At 63.5% G+C, this 18645-nt stretch carries 14 protein-coding genes; 5 read left to right on the top strand and 9 right to left on the bottom strand.

The window, feature by feature from the left end; translation table 11 throughout:
- Positions 1-22: 22 nt before the first annotated feature.
- Positions 23-1423: an FAD-binding oxidoreductase gene (locus tag QM609_RS14110; protein ID WP_050656877.1), complete on the bottom strand. Its 1401-nt coding sequence runs from the start codon at positions 1421-1423 to the stop codon at positions 23-25.
- Positions 1424-1545: 122 nt separating this feature from the next.
- Complete coding sequence (locus QM609_RS14105; protein ID WP_050656878.1) at positions 1546-2394, bottom strand: LysR substrate-binding domain-containing protein; 849 nt, start codon at positions 2392-2394, stop codon at positions 1546-1548.
- A 56-nt stretch (positions 2395-2450) separates the two neighbouring features.
- Between QM609_RS14105 and QM609_RS14100 the strand changes: the two genes are divergently transcribed.
- On the top strand, positions 2451-2858 hold the full coding sequence (locus QM609_RS14100) for a DUF5997 family protein (protein ID WP_007732807.1): 408 nt from the start codon (positions 2451-2453) through the stop codon (positions 2856-2858).
- Between the two features lie 53 nt (positions 2859-2911).
- Here the strand turns inward: QM609_RS14100 and QM609_RS14095 are convergent, their stop codons facing one another.
- The 3 genes from QM609_RS14095 to QM609_RS14085 form a co-directional block, all read right to left on the bottom strand.
- Positions 2912-5416, bottom strand: a complete 2505-nt coding sequence (locus QM609_RS14095) for a DEAD/DEAH box helicase (RefSeq protein ID WP_003942173.1) — start codon at positions 5414-5416, stop codon at positions 2912-2914.
- A 26-nt stretch (positions 5417-5442) separates the two neighbouring features.
- Positions 5443-6480 carry an alpha/beta fold hydrolase gene (locus QM609_RS14090; RefSeq protein WP_007732813.1) on the bottom strand — a complete coding sequence of 346 codons (1038 nt, stop codon included), beginning with the start codon at positions 6478-6480 and terminating at the stop codon, positions 5443-5445.
- 181 nt (positions 6481-6661) lie between these two features.
- A complete protein-coding gene (locus tag QM609_RS14085) occupies positions 6662-7621 on the bottom strand; it encodes a proteasome assembly chaperone family protein (protein WP_003942198.1) in 960 nt (319 codons plus the stop codon).
- Positions 7622-7976: 355 nt separating this feature from the next.
- Between QM609_RS14085 and QM609_RS14080 the strand changes: the two genes are divergently transcribed.
- Both QM609_RS14080 and QM609_RS14075 read left to right on the top strand, forming a co-directional pair.
- The gene (locus tag QM609_RS14080; protein WP_007732815.1) at positions 7977-8732 is read left to right on the top strand and encodes a sensor domain-containing protein; all 756 of its coding nucleotides are present in this window, start codon (positions 7977-7979) and stop codon (positions 8730-8732) included.
- Positions 8733-8887: 155 nt separating this feature from the next.
- The gene (locus QM609_RS14075) at positions 8888-10021 is read left to right on the top strand and encodes a DUF4192 domain-containing protein (protein ID WP_037126687.1); all 1134 of its coding nucleotides are present in this window, start codon (positions 8888-8890) and stop codon (positions 10019-10021) included.
- On the opposite strand, the gene galE is transcribed toward QM609_RS14075, so the two are convergent.
- Complete coding sequence (galE, locus tag QM609_RS14070) at positions 10018-11007, bottom strand: UDP-glucose 4-epimerase GalE (protein ID WP_003942257.1); 990 nt, start codon at positions 11005-11007, stop codon at positions 10018-10020. The genes QM609_RS14075 and galE overlap by 4 nt on opposite strands.
- Before the next feature lie 8 nt (positions 11008-11015).
- Positions 11016-11702: an iron-dependent transcriptional repressor DtxR gene (locus QM609_RS14065; RefSeq protein ID WP_003942150.1), complete on the bottom strand. Its 687-nt coding sequence runs from the start codon at positions 11700-11702 to the stop codon at positions 11016-11018.
- 176 nt (positions 11703-11878) lie between these two features.
- Here QM609_RS14065 and QM609_RS14060 point away from each other — a divergent pair, with 176 nt between their 5' ends.
- Entirely contained in the window at positions 11879-13150 is a 1272-nt protein-coding gene (locus QM609_RS14060; protein ID WP_003942159.1) for an acetoin utilization protein AcuC, read from the top strand.
- Complete coding sequence (locus tag QM609_RS14055; protein ID WP_030536893.1) at positions 13143-15854, top strand: bifunctional acetate--CoA ligase family protein/GNAT family N-acetyltransferase; 2712 nt, start codon at positions 13143-13145, stop codon at positions 15852-15854. Before QM609_RS14060 ends, QM609_RS14055 begins: the two co-directional genes overlap by 8 nt.
- A 158-nt stretch (positions 15855-16012) precedes the next feature.
- Here the strand turns inward: QM609_RS14055 and QM609_RS14050 are convergent, their stop codons facing one another.
- Positions 16013-16984, bottom strand: coding sequence for a sigma-70 family RNA polymerase sigma factor (locus QM609_RS14050; RefSeq protein ID WP_003942639.1), 972 nt, complete (start codon positions 16982-16984; stop codon positions 16013-16015).
- Between the two features lie 159 nt (positions 16985-17143).
- Positions 17144-18643, bottom strand: coding sequence for a DUF7782 domain-containing protein (locus QM609_RS14045; RefSeq protein WP_050656881.1), 1500 nt, complete (start codon positions 18641-18643; stop codon positions 17144-17146).
- Positions 18644-18645: the final 2 nt, after the last annotated feature.

Genomic DNA, 18645 nt, shown 5'->3' with positions numbered 1-18645 from the left:
TCGTTCGACGTCGACGTGAAAGCTAGTCGAGAGAGCCTTCTTTCGCGGCAATGACGGCTCCGGGATTGAGAATTCCCAGCGGGTCGAGCGCATCCTTGACCCTGCGATTGAGGGCCATGACGTCTTCACCCAACTGTGACGGCAGCCAGTCGCGCTTGAGTCGACCGACCCCGTGTTCGCCGGTGATCGTGCCGCCGAGCGCGATGGCGAGATCCATCACCCGTCCGAATGCGATCTGTGCGCGTTCGGACATGTCCGGGTCTGCGGGGTCGAAGACGATGAGCGGGTGGGTGTTTCCGTCTCCGGCGTGCGCCACCGTGCAGATCAGGACGTCGAGGTCGTCTGCGATGGCTTCGACCCCGGTTACCAGCTGGGGGAGTGCGCGCATGGGAACGCCCACGTCTTCGAGAAGCAGACTTCCCATCGCGAGCACTGCGGGGAACACCGCTCGCCGTGCCGCCGCAAAAGCGTCACCTTCGGCCTGGTCATCGGTGGCGAATACTTCGGTGGCTCCGTTGTTTTCGCACGCCTGAACAATCGTCTCGATTTCCAGCACGCCTGCCGCGCCGGGTGCGTCGGACTGCGCGAGCAGTAGTGCGTGAGCCTTGCGGTTGAGACCCATGCGTACCGAATCCTCGACAGCATTGATACTGGCGTGATCCATGAACTCGAGCATCGCCGGACGCATGTTGCTGGTGATCGCCAAGACCGCGTCGGCAGCTTCTTGTACCGAGTCGAACGACGCCACGACGGTTGATGCGGGCGGCTGCGCGGGAATCAAACGCAACGTGATTTCCGTGATGATGCCGAGAGTGCCCTCGCTGCCCACGAACAGTTTGGTGAGTGAGAGTCCGGCGACGTCCTTGAGAAGGGGACCTCCGAGGCTGACAGCTGTACCGTCCGCCAGCACGACCCGGAGTCCGAGAACGTAGTCGGTGGTAACTCCGTACTTGACGCAGCAGAGTCCGCCGGCGTTGGTGGCTGCATTGCCGCCGATGGAACAGATCTCGAAGGACGACGGGTCAGGTGGGTACCAGAGTCCGTGCTCTGCGGCGGCTTTCTTGACCTCCGCATTCATCAAGCCGGGCTGAGTAACCGCCACACGGGCGACCGGGTCGATCGTGATCTGTCGCATTCGCTCGGTGCTGACCACGATGCAACCGTCGACGGCGCTGGATCCACCGGAAAGGCCCGAGCCGGCACCTCTGGGAACCACCGGAACGCGGTGGGCGGTTGCCCATCGCATCACGGTTTGGATGTCTTCGGTGCACGTAGCGCGAACCACGGCAGCGGGATGGCCGGCGGTCGGGTCGGCGGCCCAGTCCTGGCGGTAGCCCGCGGTCACATCCGGATCCAGCAGGACGGCTCCCTCGGGGAGTGCCGCTACCAATTCGTCGAGGGCTGAAGAACTCGCGGGAGTCATACTCTCATCATGCTCGACGGAGTTCGACGATGCGCCAATTCGCGAGACCACAGCCCGAGTCTGTCGCGCCTGATCAGTTCAGCATTGTCCGGCAGCGATCCTCCGAGTTGCCAGTTGAAGCCCTAGCGGCCCTTCTGCTTTCCGGAGAACCGGCCACCCGAACTCTTGGTCCCACCGGACTTGCCGCTGCCTGATTTGCCGCCCGCCTTGGCCTTACCGGAACCGGCGTTGCGTCCGGATATGTTCTTTGCGGTGCCGGCGCCCTTAGCTTTCTGCCCGTTCTTGGCAGCTTCTGCGCGACGCTCGCGGGCCGCGATCTTGGCCTTGACGGAGCCCTTGATCTTCTCCGCCGGCTCACCGTTTCGGCCGCGGGAACTCTGCGCCGTTCGGCCCCGCACGATGCCGATCAGTTCCTCGACCAGATCTGTGGTCTTGGACTCCATCCATGCCAAAGCCACAGGAGCCTCGGGCGCACCGTCCACCGGACGGAAGGTCAGGTCCTTGCGATGGTGGAACCGCGCCAGCGAATGGGGAACCACGACAACTCCGACGCCGGCGGCCACCAACTCGATGGCGTCGGCGATGGTCGCGGGTCGCTCGGCGGCGGTCTTTCCGGGACGGGTCGGCCACTCGAGTCTGTCGTCGAGAGGATCGAGCACTATCTCGTCGGCCAGATCGTCGACGGAAATCTGATCGACAGTAGTGAATACGTGATCTTTCGGTACCACCACCACCGGGGTTTCCGCGTACAGCGAGATGGCGCTGATGCCGGTCCGGTCGATCGGCAGTCGAACCAAACCTGCATCTGCTTCACCGGCGCGAAGTGCAGCTTCGAGTTCGAGAACCGGGAACTGAACAAGTTCCAGACGCACCTCGGGGAGCCGCTCGTGCCACACCCGGACCCACTTGGTGGGCGTCACCCCCGGGGCGTACGCGAGTCGAAAAATTGCCTGACTATCCGCGTCTGTCACCAGGCAAGGCTACCGCCTTGGTAAAAGCACCCGTATCGGCTGGTTACTCTTGTTGCATGACGTCGAACAAAACTCCCCAGACGATGAAGCCGACGACGGCTGCCAAGAAGCTGGGTGTGTACCTGGAAGCAACACCTGCGCAGTTCCAGGAAGGCGACGTGACTCGTGACGAGCTGACCGCTCTGCAGACCGATCCGCCGGAGTGGCTGCTGGAGCTGCGACGCACCGGACCGCACCCTCGCCCGGTCATCGCAGCCAAGCTGGGCGTATCGATCGCCGGCCTGGCCCGCGGCGGCGTGGAAGAAGCACTCACCACGGATCAGATCGCCGCACTCCTCGAAGAGAAGCCCGAATGGCTCGAAAAGGAACGCGCTGTTCAGGCCGAGGTGCGGGCCGAGAACGTTCGCATCAAGGAAAAGCGCGCTGCTCGCCGCAACCAGCCGCGGAAGGCTCGAAGGGGCTGACGCCCCCTGTGCGCCTTTTTGGTAGCGATGACTACCAAAAAGGCGCACAGGCGCTAGCCTTCTACGACGCTCAGCTCGTCGAACACGATTTCACCCGCGGCATCCGATTCCGGGATGTCGACGACGGCAAGCAGTGCCCATCCGTGATCGCCCTCCGGATCCTCGAGCACCTGCCGCACCCGCCAGAACTCACCCTCTTCGGTGACCTGGAAGAGCGCCGGCCCGCGCGCCGATGGCCCGGTTCCGATTGTTGCGTACTCCTCGAAGTACGGGAGTAGTTGCTCCTCCCACTCGGCGGCGTCGATACCGTCCTCGAGGTTTTCCAGCTCATTCCACTGCCGACGCGACGCGAGGTCGATGCGTCGGAACATCGCATTGCGCACCATGACGCGGAATGCGCGCGGGTTCGCCGAGATGGGACGGGGAATGTCGGCGCCGAACGCAACCTCTTCCGTATCTGCCTCGGCTCCGGGGTCGGTGAGTGACTCCCATTCGTCGAGCAGGCTCGAGTCGACCTGACGGATCAGCTCGCCCAACCACTCGATGATGTCTTCGAGTTCCTCGGTGCGCGCTTCCGTCGGGACGGTCTGTCGCAGCGCGCGGTAGGCGTCGGCGAGGTAGCGCAGGACGAGGCCCTCGGACCGGGTGAGTCCGTAATGGCTGATCAACTCGGCAAACGTCATGGCGCGTTCGATCATGTCGCGCACCACGGACTTGGGGGAGAGGGCGAACTCGGTGATCCACGGGTGGCCACCCCGGTACATTTCGAAAGCCGGGAACAGCAAGTCCGACAACGGTTTCGGCCACGTAACCTCTTCGAGGAGTTCCATGCGCTCCTCGTACTCGATGCCGTCGGCCTTCATCTGCGCAACCGCTTCGCCACGAGCGAAGTGCTGCTGCGCCATCAGAACCTGACGCGGATCGTCGAGCGTCGACTCGATGATCGAGACGACATCGAGTGCGTAACTGTCGGATTCGACGTCGAGAAGTTCGAATGCCGCCAAGGCGAACGGTGAGAGTGGCTGGTTCAAGGCGAAGTCGCGTTGCAGGTCCATCGTCAACCGAGCCATGCGGCCGTACTCGTCGGGTTCGTCGAGGCGTTCCACGATGCCGGCGCTGAGCAATCCGCGATACAGCGAGATCGCTTTGAGGATGTGCTTGCGCTGCGCCGGACGCGATTCGTGGTTGTCCTCCAACAGGTGCCGCATCGCGTCGAAGCAGTTACCCGGGCGGGCAATGACATTGAGCAGCATCGAGTTGCTGACCGAGAATCGCGACACCAACGGCTCGGGCGAGGCCGCGACCAAGCGATCGAACGTCGCTTCGCTCCAGGACACAAACCCCTCGGGAGCCTTCTTGCGTTGAATCTTCTTGATCTTCTTCGGATCGTCGCCGGCCTTGGCGACTGCCCGCAGATTCTCTACTTCGTGTTCCGGTGCCTGTACGACGACGGTGCCCATCGTGTCGTAGCCTGCACGACCCGCGCGACCGGCGATCTGATGGAACTCGCGGGCTTTCAGATGTCGAGTACGGACACCGTCGTACTTGGCCAGACCCGTGAGCAGCACCGTGCGGATCGGGACGTTGATGCCGACGCCGAGGGTGTCGGTACCGCAAATCACCTTGAGAAGCCCGTCCTGTGCGAGAACTTCGATGAGCCGTCGGTACTTGGGCAGCATGCCCGCATGGTGAACGCCGATGCCGTGCCGAACCAGGCGGGAGAGTGTTTTTCCGAACCCGGTGGTGAAGCGGAAACCACCCAGCGCCTCGGCGATCGCTTCCTTCTCTTCTTTGGAACAGAAATTGACGCTCGTCAGTGCCTGGGCGCGTTCGAGGGCGGCGGCCTGCGTGAAATGCACGATGTAGACGGGGGACTGGTTGGTGGTCACCAGATCTTCGATGGTTTCGCCGACCGGCGTGGTCGCGTACGAGAACATCAAAGGCACGGGGCGTTCTGTGCCGGAGACGACGGTGGTGGGTTTCCCGGTACGCCGCGTCAGATCTTCGGAGAAGAAGTCGACTTCACCGAGAGTTGCCGACATCAACAGGAACTGGGCGTGCGGCAACTCGATGAGCGGAACCTGCCACGCCCAACCTCGATCGGGTTCGGAGTAGAAGTGGAACTCGTCCATCACGACCTGGCCGATATCGGAGTTCGGGCCCTCGCGCAGTGCAAGATTCGCGACGATTTCGGCCGTCGCACAAATGATCGGCGCCGACGAGTTCACGGCGGCGTCGCCGGTCATCATGCCGACGTTCTCGGCACCGAAGACCTCACACAGTGCAAAGAACTTCTCGCTCACGAGCGCCTTGATCGGCGCTGTGTAATAGGTGCGCTTGCCGAGCGACATCGCATAGAAATGCGCGCCGATCGCCACCATCGACTTGCCTGACCCGGTCGGCGTCGCAAGGATCACGTTTGCACCCGAGACCAACTCCATGACGGCCTCTTCTTGGGCCGGGTAGAGCGTCAAACCTCGTTCGATGGTCCACGAAGAGAAGGCGTCGAAAACGGAATCAGGATCCGCGTTGTCGGGGAGAAGTTCCGTCAGCAGCACTCGTACAGGCTAGCCGCAACCGTGGATCAGGTTGCGCTTCGCTCGTCCGAGCCCATGGCGTCGAGCACAGCCATGCGGGTGGACGACGTTCCGGTGATGGTGTTCTCGCCGACCCCGGAGATCAGCATGTGGCGCCAGCGAGCCTCGTCGAAGACGAGTGGTGCGGTGCTGGAAAGAAAATCTTCGACGATCTGCAGGAAACGCATCGGATCGTCGCGGAACGGGAAGTGGCCCGAGCCGCGGAAGACTTCGAGGCGTGAGTTCGGCATCGCCGCGTGCGCGAGATGAGCGTGGGAGACGGGAATGACGGAGTCGTCGTCGCCCCAGATCAGTTGAACCGGCAGATTCTCGGTCAGATAACAGCGGTCGAGCATCGTGACCACCTGTCCGCGCCAGTCCACGACGGCCCGCAGCGTACGAAGGTAGGCCTCGTAGGCCGTGGGGTCGGGGAGATCAGCGAGCACGCGAATCAGGTCCGGTGTGTCATGCAACATGGTGCCGGGACGCAGATTTGAACCGTGAACTACGCCGGCAAGGTTCCCGGCCATCCGGACGAGCGGCATCGCACCAGGTATCCGGAGCAGCTTTACCACCTCGTTGACCACCGGAACGGACATGAGGCGCAGCAGCGGATGGACGTCCTTGGTGACGCCACCGGCCGAGACCAGCACGAGGCGATCCACCATGTGTGGGAATTGGTAGGAGAACTGCATCGCTACGCCGCCGCCGAGCGAGTGCCCGATGACGGTGACGTGCTCGATGCCGAGCGTCGACAGAAGATCCCGCATGCCGTTGGCGTACGCGGCTACCGAGTAATCCGCGCGTGGCTTGTCGGAACGGCCGTGACCCAACAGGTCAGGTGCGATGACCGTGTACTTCTTGGCGAGGTGGGGAATGATCTCGGTCCACGTCGACGAGTTGTCGCCGATTCCGTGCAGGAGCAGTACCGCCGGACCCTCGCCGGCTATCCGAAATGCGCGTCGGTAGCCGTGAATCGTCCGGAACATCATCCGCGGTTCCTCGTCGGGGACCGGTCGGAGCTGACGGTTCCGTGGTCTGCTCATGTCGCCTCCTGGCTCGGAGTGTGACCACGTTGACTGTCTGCTCCAGTTGTTGAGCCGTCAACGAAAATCACACAGAGTTTGAGGCTATCCGACGGATGTGTCCTGAACAACAGCCCAGGTAACGGAGGGGTTGCGGAATGCGCACAATGTCGAATTATGCGCCCCGCCCGTCACATTTTCGTCAGTTGTCGCCTCGATCGAGGTCTCCAGCTGAGCCGAAGTCGTCATTTCCTGCCTGTTCGGCCAGGAACTTTTCGAACTCTGCGCCGATCTCGTCACCGCTGGGAAGGTCGGCCTCGCCGGCCAGAAGGGACGACTGTTGTTCCTGAGCGGCGACAAAAGTGTCGTATTGACGCTCCAAAGCGTGGACTACAGTCTGAACTTCTTCGTTCCCGGCTATGTGCTCGTTAACCTGTTCCCGAACGCGCGCCGCGGCCTCACCCAGTGCAACCAAGGGCAACTCCAGATCCGAAACCTCGGAAACGTTTTCGAGCAAAGTTTCTGCGGCGCCGGGGTAGTCCGTTTGCGCGAGGTAGTGGGGGACATGCACCGAAAAGCCCATCGCCTCGTGCCCGTGCTGAGACATACGAAGCTCGAGCAGTGATGATGCGCTGCCGGGAACCTGCAGTTCACCTGACCAACGCTGATGGTCCTGGATCAGGTCCTTGTTGGTCGAATGTGCTGTCACACCCAGCGGTCGGGTGTGCGGGATTGCCATCGGAATCGCGTTGAGCCCGATGGTTCGACGCACTCCCAACTGTTCGGACAACAGTCGAACAGCTGTGGTGAACCGCTCCCACTTGAGGTCCGGTTCCATCCCTGCGAGCAGCAGGAACGGCGTGCCGGCCGTATCGCGCAGTGCGTACAGATTGAGCGCCGGAGCGTCGTAATCGGAGAAATGATCGGCCTTGAACGTCATCGTCGGTCGACGCGAGCGGTAGTCGATCAGCTCGTCGACAGCAAACGACGCGACAAGCTCGGTCTCGAGGCTTTCGCGCAGATGCGTCGTCGCCAACTTCACGGCGTGACCGGCGTCGGAGTAACCCTCGAGTCCGTGAATCAGGATCGGTCCCTGGCCGTCGGCAGCCGCCAACTGGGGCGCCGGAAATTCCAGCTCGTACATCCTCGACTGTTCGTCCATCGCAGTCCCCTTCGCTCTTCGGTCTTGATCTCAAGTGTCCATTATCGGCGCACGCTCGACAGCATCGGAGTCAGGTGCCCGACAGCACTGGATCAGACGTTCATCGGTAAGAACACCGAGTCGGTGACCGATCATTCCCGATCCGACGAGACGGGCGTTCGCCGAGAGCGAAGCTGAGCGGTATCTTTCGACACTTGGCCTGGGCGTTCGCTAGATGTCGGGTGCGCGGCTTCGGACATGGCAGAGTGGAACACAAGGTCGGCACGGCTGATTTGTCCGAAATGGATTGGTCGATTGTCGGGATCGGTCGAGTGCGGAGGCTTACATGCGGGTGTGTCCACGATCGTCCAGGCGAGTGGCCGCATGCTCACTTGCTGCGGTGGCCGCCGTTGCACTACTCGCGGGCTGCTCCGGGTCGGTCCAAGGAGCACCCGTTCCGGACTCCGCGCCGGCGACTGCCGGTGCGACCGACAGCGGCACGGCGGCGCCGAGTACGACGGCTGCACCCAAATCCTCGACGCCGAAATCCACCTCTCCGAAAACGGCGGCACCGCTGTCCGAACTGCTGCTGACTCCCGAGGAATTCCCCGAGCCCTTCGGCGCTGTTGTGCTGCCCCCGCAGGCCGTTCCGATGGCAGCGCCGGATCTAGTCGGCGTCCCGCGCGGTGCCACCGTCGATCCGTCCGAATGTGAGCCACCGGAACAGGATTACGGTCCGAACGGGACCGTGATGGCGGTCGGGACCGACAACGCGACGAGGGCAACGATTTCGGTCGAACTCACGAAGGTCGATGCACCACTGGACGAGTTGGAAGCGCAAACTCGGCAGTGCCCGTCCATGACTGTCACTGCGAACGGCGTCACTACGGCAGTGACGACGGAAATTCTTCCGCCGTCGCCGATCGATGCCGACAAGACGATGTCACTTCGCCGCACTGTCGTGTCCCCCAAGGCCACAGCCGGTGATCAGACGATGCTGACCTTGATCGCGCAGGTCGGCGACGTACGGGTGGCGACAACACTGATGACGTTCGGTTCTGCGACGCCCTCGACGGCACCGCTGGATCAAGCGTTCACTGCAGCCGTGCAGAAGGTCAAAGCAGGCAAGTGATTTCGCAGCACACAGGTACGACAAGTAGCGGAGCTGCTCGGTGCGGCGCGGTACTTGGTCCCCAACAAATGCGGTAATCCACAGACGAGTTGGACGCAGCTGTTTTCCCTGGTCGAGCAGACGGCCGGGTCAGGGTGATCAGCGACGGTGTGTGCATGACGACATCACCTCTTCCGGGAGAATTCGAATTCTCCGACGACGACCTTGCCGCCCTTCTCGGATGCGTCGAACGCGTCTCCGATCCAGGCGAATTGATCGCGGCAATACCCGCACTCCTGGGCTTCCACCCGTCCAACTCTGTGGTTGCGCTGTCTCTGATGGGCGCCTCCGCCTCGACGCTCGGACCAGTGATGCGGCACGACTACTTTCCCAGTGTCAGGGGAAAGCCCGCGAGGCAGATGAGCGCGGCGCTGCGCCAGTTCGCCGCCGTCTGTGACGGGGAAGGCGCGCGTGCGGTCGTTCTCGTGGTGATCACCGATTGCTCGGCAGCTGAAACTCTGATCGATGAAACCATCGAGCTGGCCGAGGTATTCGAAGACATGCTCGGCGGAACCTGCGTCGAGCTGGCCGACGTATTGTGCACGGCCGCAATAGAATCTGGCCAGCCGTGGACGAGCGTCATGCGTTCGATTCACCGCGGCACCCTGCCAGACCCGGCATCTTCGTCGGTTGCGGCAGCACAGGTGTTGGGCGGGAGGGTCATTCGCCGTTCGCGTGAGGAACTGGTCCGGTGGGTACACGGCGCCGCTCGCAATCACGACACGATTGCCCGACTGATCGCGAGCCGACGAGAGTCGAGCGCGCACAGAGGGGGACCGAGCGGTGAAACCGCAGTTCAGCGCCGGATCGATCTGGTGTTGGAACATGTCCGCCGTGTCGAGGCAGGCGCTCACCGCCCTGACCCGCAGGAATGCGCCGATCTGGTGGTCGCATTGACGGACGTACGCGTGCGCGACGTGGTGCTGGGATTGGCGATCACGTCCGTTGCGGCACATGCTGAGCAATTGTGGCTCGTGCTCACCCATGAAGTACCGTCGCCCGAACGAGCTTGGCCGGCAACACTTCTCGGCTTCTTTGCTTACGTGCGTGGCGACGGCCCTCTGGCAGGTGTTGCGCTGTCGGCCGCACTGTCGGCCGATTCGGAACACACCTTGGCGGGATTGCTGGATCTATCGCTGCAATCCGGTGTGCGCCCCGACGGAATCCGTGACCTCGCGGCCGTCGGATTGTCCATCGGGGAATCGCTCGGAATCACCGGCTTGCCGCCGGCACTGCCGAGTGGAAGCTAGCGAGCAGCGTGTGAGCGGTCGCCCAGATCCTGGAGGAACTGCCATGCGTCGGCGACGATGACGTCGAGATCGGTACGCGTGGGCGTCCAACCGAGCTCGGCAATCGCCTTGTCGCTCGATGCGATCAGTACCGCCGGATCACCCAGCCGTCGTGACGCGTCCTCGACGTTGATCGGCAGGCCGGTGACCCGCGCACAGGCGGCGATCACCTCGCGCACGCTGAAGCCGGCACCGCTTCCGAGGTTGTAGATGCGGTGCTCGCCGGGAACCGAGGATTCGAGCGCCAGTAGATGTGCTTCGGCGAGGTCCAGCACGTGGATGTAGTCGCGTACCGCGGTTCCGTCCGGCGTGGGCCAGTCGGTTCCGAAGACCGAGATCTTGTCCCGCTGTTCGAGCGCGACCTGCAGGACGAGTGGAATCAGGTGGGTTTCGATCACCCGGTTCTCGCCGGCGGACTTGTACGCACCTGCGACGTTGAAGTAGCGCAAGCTCGTCGCACCGAGGCCGTGGGCGATCGAGTACGAGGTGATCGCATGATCGATCGCGAGCTTGGTCGCGCCGTACGGATTGGTGGGGCGGGTCGGAGCGGTCTCCACGATGGGGGACTGCTCCGGTTCGCCGTACGTAGCTGCGGTGGACGAGAACACGAGGCGCGGAGTACCGGAGACACGGATCGCCTCGAGCAACTCGATGGTCGTGACGACGTTTCCGCGCCAGTACTTTTCGGGGTGCAGCACCGATTCGCCGACCAGCGACTGCGCCGCGAAGTGAAGCACACCGTCGAAAACCGGTGAACCCGCACTGCCGAGGACGTCGGCAGCAAGCGCTCCCACGTCTCCTTCGATGAACTCGGCACCGGCAGGCACCGCGTCGGCATTTCCGGTGGAGAGGTCGTCGATGACGACAACCTCGTGTCCACGCTCGAGCAACACAGTGCTGCACACACTGCCGACGTAACCGGCGCCGCCGGTGACCAGGAGTTTCATCTACTTCCTCAGACCTGCTTGACCTGAACGGCGTGAGCCATTTCCTCGGACAGGTCGAACCCGCTGTGACCCGGCACGATGATCGTCACCGAGCCCGGACGGGTTTCGACCGTCACCCTGGCGTCGGGAACGACGCCGGCGTCACGCAGCTGCGCGATCACCTCGGGATCGGACTGCACGTGCTCGGCCAGTCGCCGAACGACCACAGCTGTCTGTGCGCCGTGCGGAATATCGGTCAGGCGCACCAATGTTTCGGTGGTGGCAACCGGGCCGTCGAGTCCCAACTGGTCCAAGCCCGGAATCGGGTTGCCGTAGGGCGACGTCGTGGGGTTGTTCAGAACGACGACGAGCCGACGCTCGACCTCCTCGCTCATCACGTGCTCCCAACGGCATGCCTCGGCATGTACGTCTTCCCATTTGAGACCGATGACGTCCACCAGCAGGCGCTCTGCCAACCGGTGCTTACGCATGACAGAGATCGCGAGATCGCGACCCTTGTCGGTGAGTTCCAGATGTCGATCGCCGGCGACCATCAGCAAGCCGTCACGCTCCATGCGCGCAACAGTCTGGCTGACGGTGGGTCCGCTCTGTTCGAGCCGTTCGGCGATCCGCGCCCGGAGTGGGACTACGCCCTCTTCTTCCAAGTCGTAGATCGTCCGGAGATACATCTCCGTGGTGTCGACTAGATCCTTCACACTCAACCCCTTCGTCAGTTGATCATTCTACCGTTCAGTTCGTGGTTCCGGTGCCGCCTCCACCGCGGCGAGTCCAGCGCGTGTCCGAATTGGATTCGTGTCACTCGATCTCGGTCTCCGAAGCGGGCCACGAGTGTGGTGTGCAGCACGAAACGAGAAGGAAGTAGCGTGATCCCATGACCGCGTCGATCAGATCTGACGGGGACCCCGCGGCGTCTCGAGCGAATCGAGTCGTGGTGTGGAGTCCGGAGTACCTGAGCTATCGGTGGAGCGCCGATCACCCGATGAATCCCACTCGCCTCGATCTCACGATGGCACTCTCGCGAAGCCTCGGACTTCTCGAGGGCATCGAATTTCTCGAACCGAGTGCCGCGTCCGATGCCGACCTCCTCAGAATCCACACACCGGCATATCTTGCAGCGGTCAAAGACGCGGGTAACTCTGCGAACAACGGTGTGAGCGGCCAGGATGTTCCCCACGGGCTCGGTACCGAGGACAACCCGGTCTTCCCACACATGCACGAAGCCAGTGCGATCCTCGCCGGCGGCTCGCTGGCCGCAGCGCAGGAAATCGCTTCGGGACGTACGAGGCGCGCGGTCAGCATCGGCGGCGGCATGCACCACGCGATGGCGGATTGGGCCTCTGGATTCTGCGTCTACAACGATGCGGCGGTTGCGATTTCGTGGCTGCTCGACAACGGCTACGACCGCATCGCCTACATCGACGTCGACGCTCACCACGGCGACGGAGTGCAACATGCGTTCCTCGGGGACCCGCGGGTGCTCACGGTCTCGCTGCATCAGCACCCGGCAACCTTGTGGCCGAACACCGGATGGTCGAGCGAGGTCGGCGACGGGGCCGCCGAAGGTACGGCGGTGAACATCCCGGTGCTGCCCGGAACCGTCGACGCGTTGTGGCTGCGTGCATTTCACGCCGTCGTCCCGGGAGCCATTGCAGCCTTCCGCCCGCAGATCATCATCAGCCAGTGCGGAGTCGACTCGCACCGCGAGGACCCGCTCGCGGATCTCGCCCTCACCGTCGACGGTCAGCGCGCCGCGTTCCTGGCGATGCGTGACCTCGCCGACCGCTACTCCGAGGGGCGGTGGCTGGCAGTCGGAGGCGGGGGATACGGACTGGTGCGCGTCGTGCCGAGGGCATGGACTCACTTGATCGCTGCAGCGCTCGATCGCGAGATCGACGTCGACACCGCTGTCCCGGAAGACTGGAAGGAATCGACGAAGCTGCGAGCGCCGAGCGTCGACCTCCCGCCGACCATGGGGGACGGCGGCGATGTCGCCTACACGCCGTGGGACGGCCCGGGTGGTACACCGGAGACAGGTGTCGCCTCGGTGGACCGTGCACTCACCCGTATCGACTCGGCGATCATCGCGACACGTCGCGCTTCGTTCCCGCTACTCGGACTCGACCCGGAGGATCCCCGTGACTGAACAGTCCGATACCGAAGCTGCCGGCGGCGAGGCGAGCGGCCAGGCGCCGAAGACCGACCCCGCTCACACCTATCCCCATTCCTGGGTAGTCGATGTTCTCGCCTCCGACGGCGGAGCGGTGGCGTTGCGACCCATCGTTCCCGAAGACGCGGACAAGCTCGTCGAATTCCACGGCAAACTCTCCGAGCGCACCCGGTATCTGCGCTACTTCGGCCCGTACCCCACGATGTCGGCGCGCGACGTCAAGAACTTCACGACGGTCGACCACCACAACCGCGTGGCGTTCGTGATGATGCTCGGCGACGAGATCATCGCGGTGGGTCGATACGAGCGACTGCTCGACGTCGGTGACGGAAAGTCTGCCGAGGTCGCCTTCGTCGTCGCCGACGCACACCAGGGGCGCGGCCTCGGCCCGATCCTGCTCGAGTACCTGGCAGCGGCAGCGGCCGAGAACGGTCTGACGATGTTCGTCGCCGAGGTCCTCTCCGAGAACCGCAACATGGTGACGGTGTTCCGTGAGGCGGGGTATCAGGTGAGCCGCTCTTTCGACGGTGGCGTGCTGAGACTCGAATTCGCGATCGACCCGACGGAAGCGCTTGTTTCAGTACGTAATTCGCGTGAGCGGGCAGCTGAGGCCCGCAGCATGGGAAACGTGCTCAGCCCGCGATCGGTGGCGGTGATCGGCGCATCAGCGGACCCGGCCAAAGTGGGTAACGCGGTGTTGACCAACCTGCTGCGCGGCGGATTCACCGGACCGGTCTATCCCGTCAACGCAGAGCATCGTTCGGTACACGGCGTTCGGGCATATCCGACGGTTCGTGACATCCCCGACGACGTCGATCTCGCCGTCGTGGCTGTACCTGCAGAATCGATCAATTCGGTACTCGACGACTGCCTCGACAAGGGCGTCAAAGCGCTGGTGGTCGTCTCGTCGGGCTTCAGTGAGAGTGGTCCGGACGGGCGCTCGTCCGAACGCAAACTGGTCCATGCAGCGCGCGCTCACGGTATGCGCCTCATCGGCCCGAATGCGCTGGGTGTCGCGAACAACGACCCGGCGATTTCGTTGAATGCGACGCTCGCGCCGGTCTTGCCGGTGGCAGGCAACGTCGGATTCTTCTGTCAGTCCGGCGCGCTCGGTATCGCCATTCTCGACGAAGCCGCTCGCAGCCGAATCGGATTGTCCGCCTTCGTTTCCGCCGGTAACCGTGCGGACGTCTCGGGTAACGACCTTCTGCAGTACTGGGATTCCGACCAGTCCACCGAAGTGGTCCTTCTCTATCTGGAGAGCTTCGGCAACCCACGGAAGTTCTCTCGCATCGCGCGTCGAGTTGCGCGGAAGAAGCCGATCGTCGCAGTGAAGAGCGGTCGGCACGCGGTTCCGCCGGTGCTCGCCGCCACCGGAGTCGAGATCGACGATTCGATCGTCCGCGCCCTCTTCGAACAGGCGGGCGTCATTCAGGTCGGGTCCATTTCACAATTGTTCGACTGCGCCTTGCTCTTCGGATACCAACCGTTGCCCGCCGGCCCCCGGCTTGCGGTCATCGGCAACTCGACCGCGCTCGGTGTCCTTGCTGCGGACGCGGCCCGCAGTGAAGGTCTGCAGGTCAGCGACCCGGTCGACCTCGGCGCCCAGGCGAGTCCGGAACTGTTCGCCACTGCCGTGCGCGACGCTTTGGCGTCGTTCGACGTCGATGCCGTCATTGCCGTCTTCGTTCCTCCGGTCGCCATTCCGGTCGAGCCGTTCGCGAAAGCACTCAAGGACGCCGTCGCAGGCTCGGACAAGCCGATTCTCACCACGTTCCTCGCAGCTGAGGGTGTGCCGGACGTCCTGGCGGTTCGTGACGAAGTCGGTAACCCGACCCGCGGTTCGGTGCCGTCCTACCCGGGGCCGGAGCGTGCCGCCCTGGCGTTGGCGAGGGCTTGGCGATACGCGGAGTGGCGCAGCAAGCCTGCGTCGAAGGTGGTTCGCCCCGTGGGTATCGACTCCGAGCGAGCCCAGAAGATGGTGGCTGATTGGCTTGAAAACTCTCCTGGCCGTTGGCTTTCAGATGTGGAAGCGGCGGCGCTGCTCGAGTGTTACGGGGTCGCCGTCGTCGAATTCCGTTCGGTCCTGAGCGAAGACGAAGCAGTAGAGGCAGCGGATGCTGTCGGCTACCCGGTCGCGGTCAAGGCAACCGGCGAAATGTGGCGACACCGACCGGATCTGGGCGGCGTCAGGCTGGATCTGAGTGGACCGGAATCGGTGCGCCTCGCTTACCGAGATCTTGCGGCCGCGTCGGGTGAACCGCTGCTGCACGTGCAGAAAATGGCAACCAAGGGCATCGGATGTGTGGTTGGTGTCCAAGACGACCCGTCGTTCGGTTCGCTGATCTCGTTCGGGCTTGCCGGTGTGATCTCCGATCTCCTCGGTGACCGTGCCTATCGCGTACTGCCTCTCACCGAGGACGCTGCTACGGAATTGATCGACGCGCCCAAGGCCGCGCCGCTTCTCTCCGGATACCGCAACGCCGTTCCGGTCAACAAGGGTGCGTTGGTTGATCTGGTCCAGCGCATCTCGGCGCTGGCCGACGACATTCCCGAAGTCCGCGAACTGGCCTGTGAGCCGGTACTCGCTTCGGCTACCGGCGCGGAGATCACCGATTCACGTGTCCGAATCGGACCTGAGCCGAGCGCAATCGACCTGGGGCCCAGGCGGCTGCGGTAGACACAGCGAACAACACCGGCCACCGCACATTCCCGAGGGGGGAACAACACCGGCCACCGCACATTCCCGAGGGGGAGGGAAGTAGCGGTGGCCGGTGCTTTGTGCGGTGCGTCAGCGCGAGTGGTGTGGCGCGCTGACGCACGTGCTGTGTTGTTTGATCAGCTCGCGTAGGACCGCAGTTTCTCGGCGCGATCGCCGACGCGGAGCTTGCCCATGACCTCACGCTCGATCTGACGAACCCGCTCACGCGAGAGGCCGAAGAGCTTGCCGATCTGATCGAGGGTGCGGGGCTGGCCGTCGTCGAGACCGTAGCGAAGTCGGATGACCTGCTGCTCCCGCTCGTCGAGCGTCCCGAGCACGCTGCGCACATCGCTGTGCAGCAGACCGGCGATGACGGCGTTCTCGGCCGAGGTCGCCTCGGAATCTTCGATGAAATCGCCCAAGGGCGCTTCTTCGTCGTTGCCCACAGGCATGTCCAGGCTTACCGGGTCGCGGCTGTGGTCGAGCAGGTCGGCAATCTTGTGCGCCGGGATGCCCGACTCTTCGGCCAACTCGTCGTCCGTGGCTTCTCGCCCGAGCTGCTGGTGCAGTTCGCGCTTGATGCGGGCGAGCTTGTTGACCTGCTCCACGAGGTGGACTGGGAGCCGGATGGTGCGGCTCTGATCAGCCATTCCGCGGGTGATCGCCTGACGGATCCACCAGGTGGCGTACGTCGAGAACTTGAAGCCCTTGGCGTAGTCGAACTTCTCCATCGCACGGATGAGTCCGAGGTTGCCTTCTTGAATCAGATCGAGGAGCGGCATGCCGCGGCCGGTGTAGCGCTTGGCCAGCGACACGACGAGTCGCAGGTTCGCTTCCAGGAGGTGGCTACGTGCCGACTGTCCCTCGCGAACGATCGTTGCGAGATCCCTCTTCTTGGCGACTGTCAGGCGCTTTCCCGTGGCAAGGACGTGGCTGGCGTACAGCCCCGCTTCGATTCGCTTCGCCAGTTCGACCTCGTCTGCTGCTGTCAGCAGTGCAGTACGACCGATCCCGTTCAGGTAGACGCGGACCAGGTCTGCGGCCGGGCTCTGGGCGTCCAGATCTGCGGCGCTCGGACGAATGCGAGTAGTGGTGCTGGGGCTTGTCATGACTTGCCTCCCTATCGGCGGTCTCTCACACAGTTCAACGTGTGAGAGTTCCGGGAAAGTTCCCGTGCCGATTTCCGCTAAATCGCCGTGACCTGCAGTTATTTCCCAGTCGTCCTGAGAAGTTGCTGAGAACACAAAAATCTGCAACTCACCGGGAACTCAGTTCGTGACGGGAAGCACCAACCCGTGTCGAACCAGCGAGACCATCATTGTGACGACGGCCTCACGTAGCTGGTTCGGGTCTTCGCCGTTCGCCGCGGCAAGAAGTTCGATCAATTCGTCGACCACCAGTTCATCCGCTCGGAGTCCGGCCAACAGCGCAGCACCGAGCTCGTCGATCTCGTGCTGCCAGTGCGGTCCGTTGCCGCGGTGCACACGCGTGACCACTTGTTGCCATCCCTCGTCACCGGGGAGGTAGACGCGTTCGAGAGCCGTGTCCGGATCGAGGACGAAGCGTTCCTCGAGGACGTCGTGTTCACGCAACCAGGCAAGACGGTCGAAGTAAGCGAGCGCCTCGGCCCCGAGCGGGTCCGAGAAGCCGTGCATGAGGTCCTCGGCCATCAGGTCGGTGGGGGAGTCGGTGCGGCGAAGGAACACGAAACCGAAGCCGACGCCCTCGACATCGGATTCTTCGAGGTGATCCAGCCAGGCGTTTGCTCTCGATGCCGTTTCCGGATCTCGCGGATCCTGCCCGCCGTCCTTGAGCCACGTGCCGACGTACAGAGCCGGATCCGCGACATCGCGCTGGACCACCCAGGCATCGACGCCGTGGGCCGGCAGCCACGACGCGATCCGCGACCGCCAGTCCTGCCCTTCGACGTGCACCCAGGACGCCAACAGAGCTGCCGTGCCGCCGGGGTTCAGGTAGTCGATCGATTGCGAGATCATCAATTCGCTCGCACCGTCGAGATCGAGGCCGGAATCGCGGTACGTGTGATGGACGCGTGCCTCGCCGACGACAAACGGCGGATTGGCGACCACCTGGTCGAAGGTTCGACCCTCGACGGGTTCGAACCAGGACCCTTGAAGGAGTTCGACGTCCAGTCCGTTGAGGGCCATGGTTGCTGCCGTGAGGTCGACAGCGCGTTGATTGATGTCGGTTGCGGTGACCGAATCGGCGTACGTGTTCGCGTGCAGGGCTTGGATGCCGCATCCCGTACCGAGGTCGAGCACGCTGCCGACCCTCGCGGTGGGCGTGGCCTGCAGCAAGGACAGTGACGCATGCCCGACGCCCAGCACATGATCGGCCGTGGCCTTCTTGGGACGGATTCCGCCGTCGAGATCCGAGATCACCCAACGATCGCCGTCGCCGACGTCGATGGGGCGAAGATCCACCGCGGCCCGCACGAGCGGATTCTCACTGTCGAAGTTCTCACCTTCGAGCAGACCGGCGTCGACGCACTGCGCGATTGTCAGCGGAGCCAGCGCCGCGGCGACGTCGCCCGCCGGGCAGTCATCGGCGAGAAGGAACAGTCTGATGAGAACGCCCAGGTCCCCGAGTTCTCGGGTGGCGCGGCGCACGGGCACCGGCTCACTTCGACCGAGAGCAGCGTGAACTTCGGGACCCAACGCCTCGAGCATGGTTCCGGTGTCGAATCGATTGCGAAGCAGAGCCTCACGCAGCGCAGGGGTGATGGACAGGAGCGTTTCGCTTCTCACCC

The organism is Rhodococcus sp. IEGM 1302, assembly GCF_030056935.1.
In the GTDB taxonomy this organism is placed as follows: Bacteria; Actinomycetota; Actinomycetes; order Mycobacteriales; family Mycobacteriaceae; genus Rhodococcus_F; species Rhodococcus_F qingshengii.
The sequence above is the reverse complement of the archived record's forward strand: the minus strand, read 5'-3'. Positions and strand labels throughout refer to the sequence as shown.

Bases quoted from the DNA above. Each gene is read 5' to 3' on its own strand.
- QM609_RS14110 (WP_050656877.1), bottom strand. From the start codon at position 1,423: ATGACTCCCGCGAGTTCTTCAGCCCTCGACGAATTGGTAGCGGCACTC.
- QM609_RS14100 (WP_007732807.1), top strand. From the start codon at position 2,451: ATGACGTCGAACAAAACTCCCCAGACGATGAAGCCGACGACGGCTGCC.
- QM609_RS14090 (WP_007732813.1), bottom strand. From the start codon at position 6,480: ATGAGCAGACCACGGAACCGTCAGCTCCGACCGGTCCCCGACGAGGAA.
- QM609_RS14085 (WP_003942198.1), bottom strand. From the start codon at position 7,621: ATGGACGAACAGTCGAGGATGTACGAGCTGGAATTTCCGGCGCCCCAG.
- QM609_RS14075 (WP_037126687.1), top strand. From the start codon at position 8,888: ATGACGACATCACCTCTTCCGGGAGAATTCGAATTCTCCGACGACGAC.
- galE (WP_003942257.1), bottom strand. From the start codon at position 11,007: ATGAAACTCCTGGTCACCGGCGGCGCCGGTTACGTCGGCAGTGTGTGC.
- QM609_RS14060 (WP_003942159.1), top strand. From the start codon at position 11,879: ATGACCGCGTCGATCAGATCTGACGGGGACCCCGCGGCGTCTCGAGCG.
- QM609_RS14050 (WP_003942639.1), bottom strand. From the start codon at position 16,984: ATGACAAGCCCCAGCACCACTACTCGCATTCGTCCGAGCGCCGCAGAT.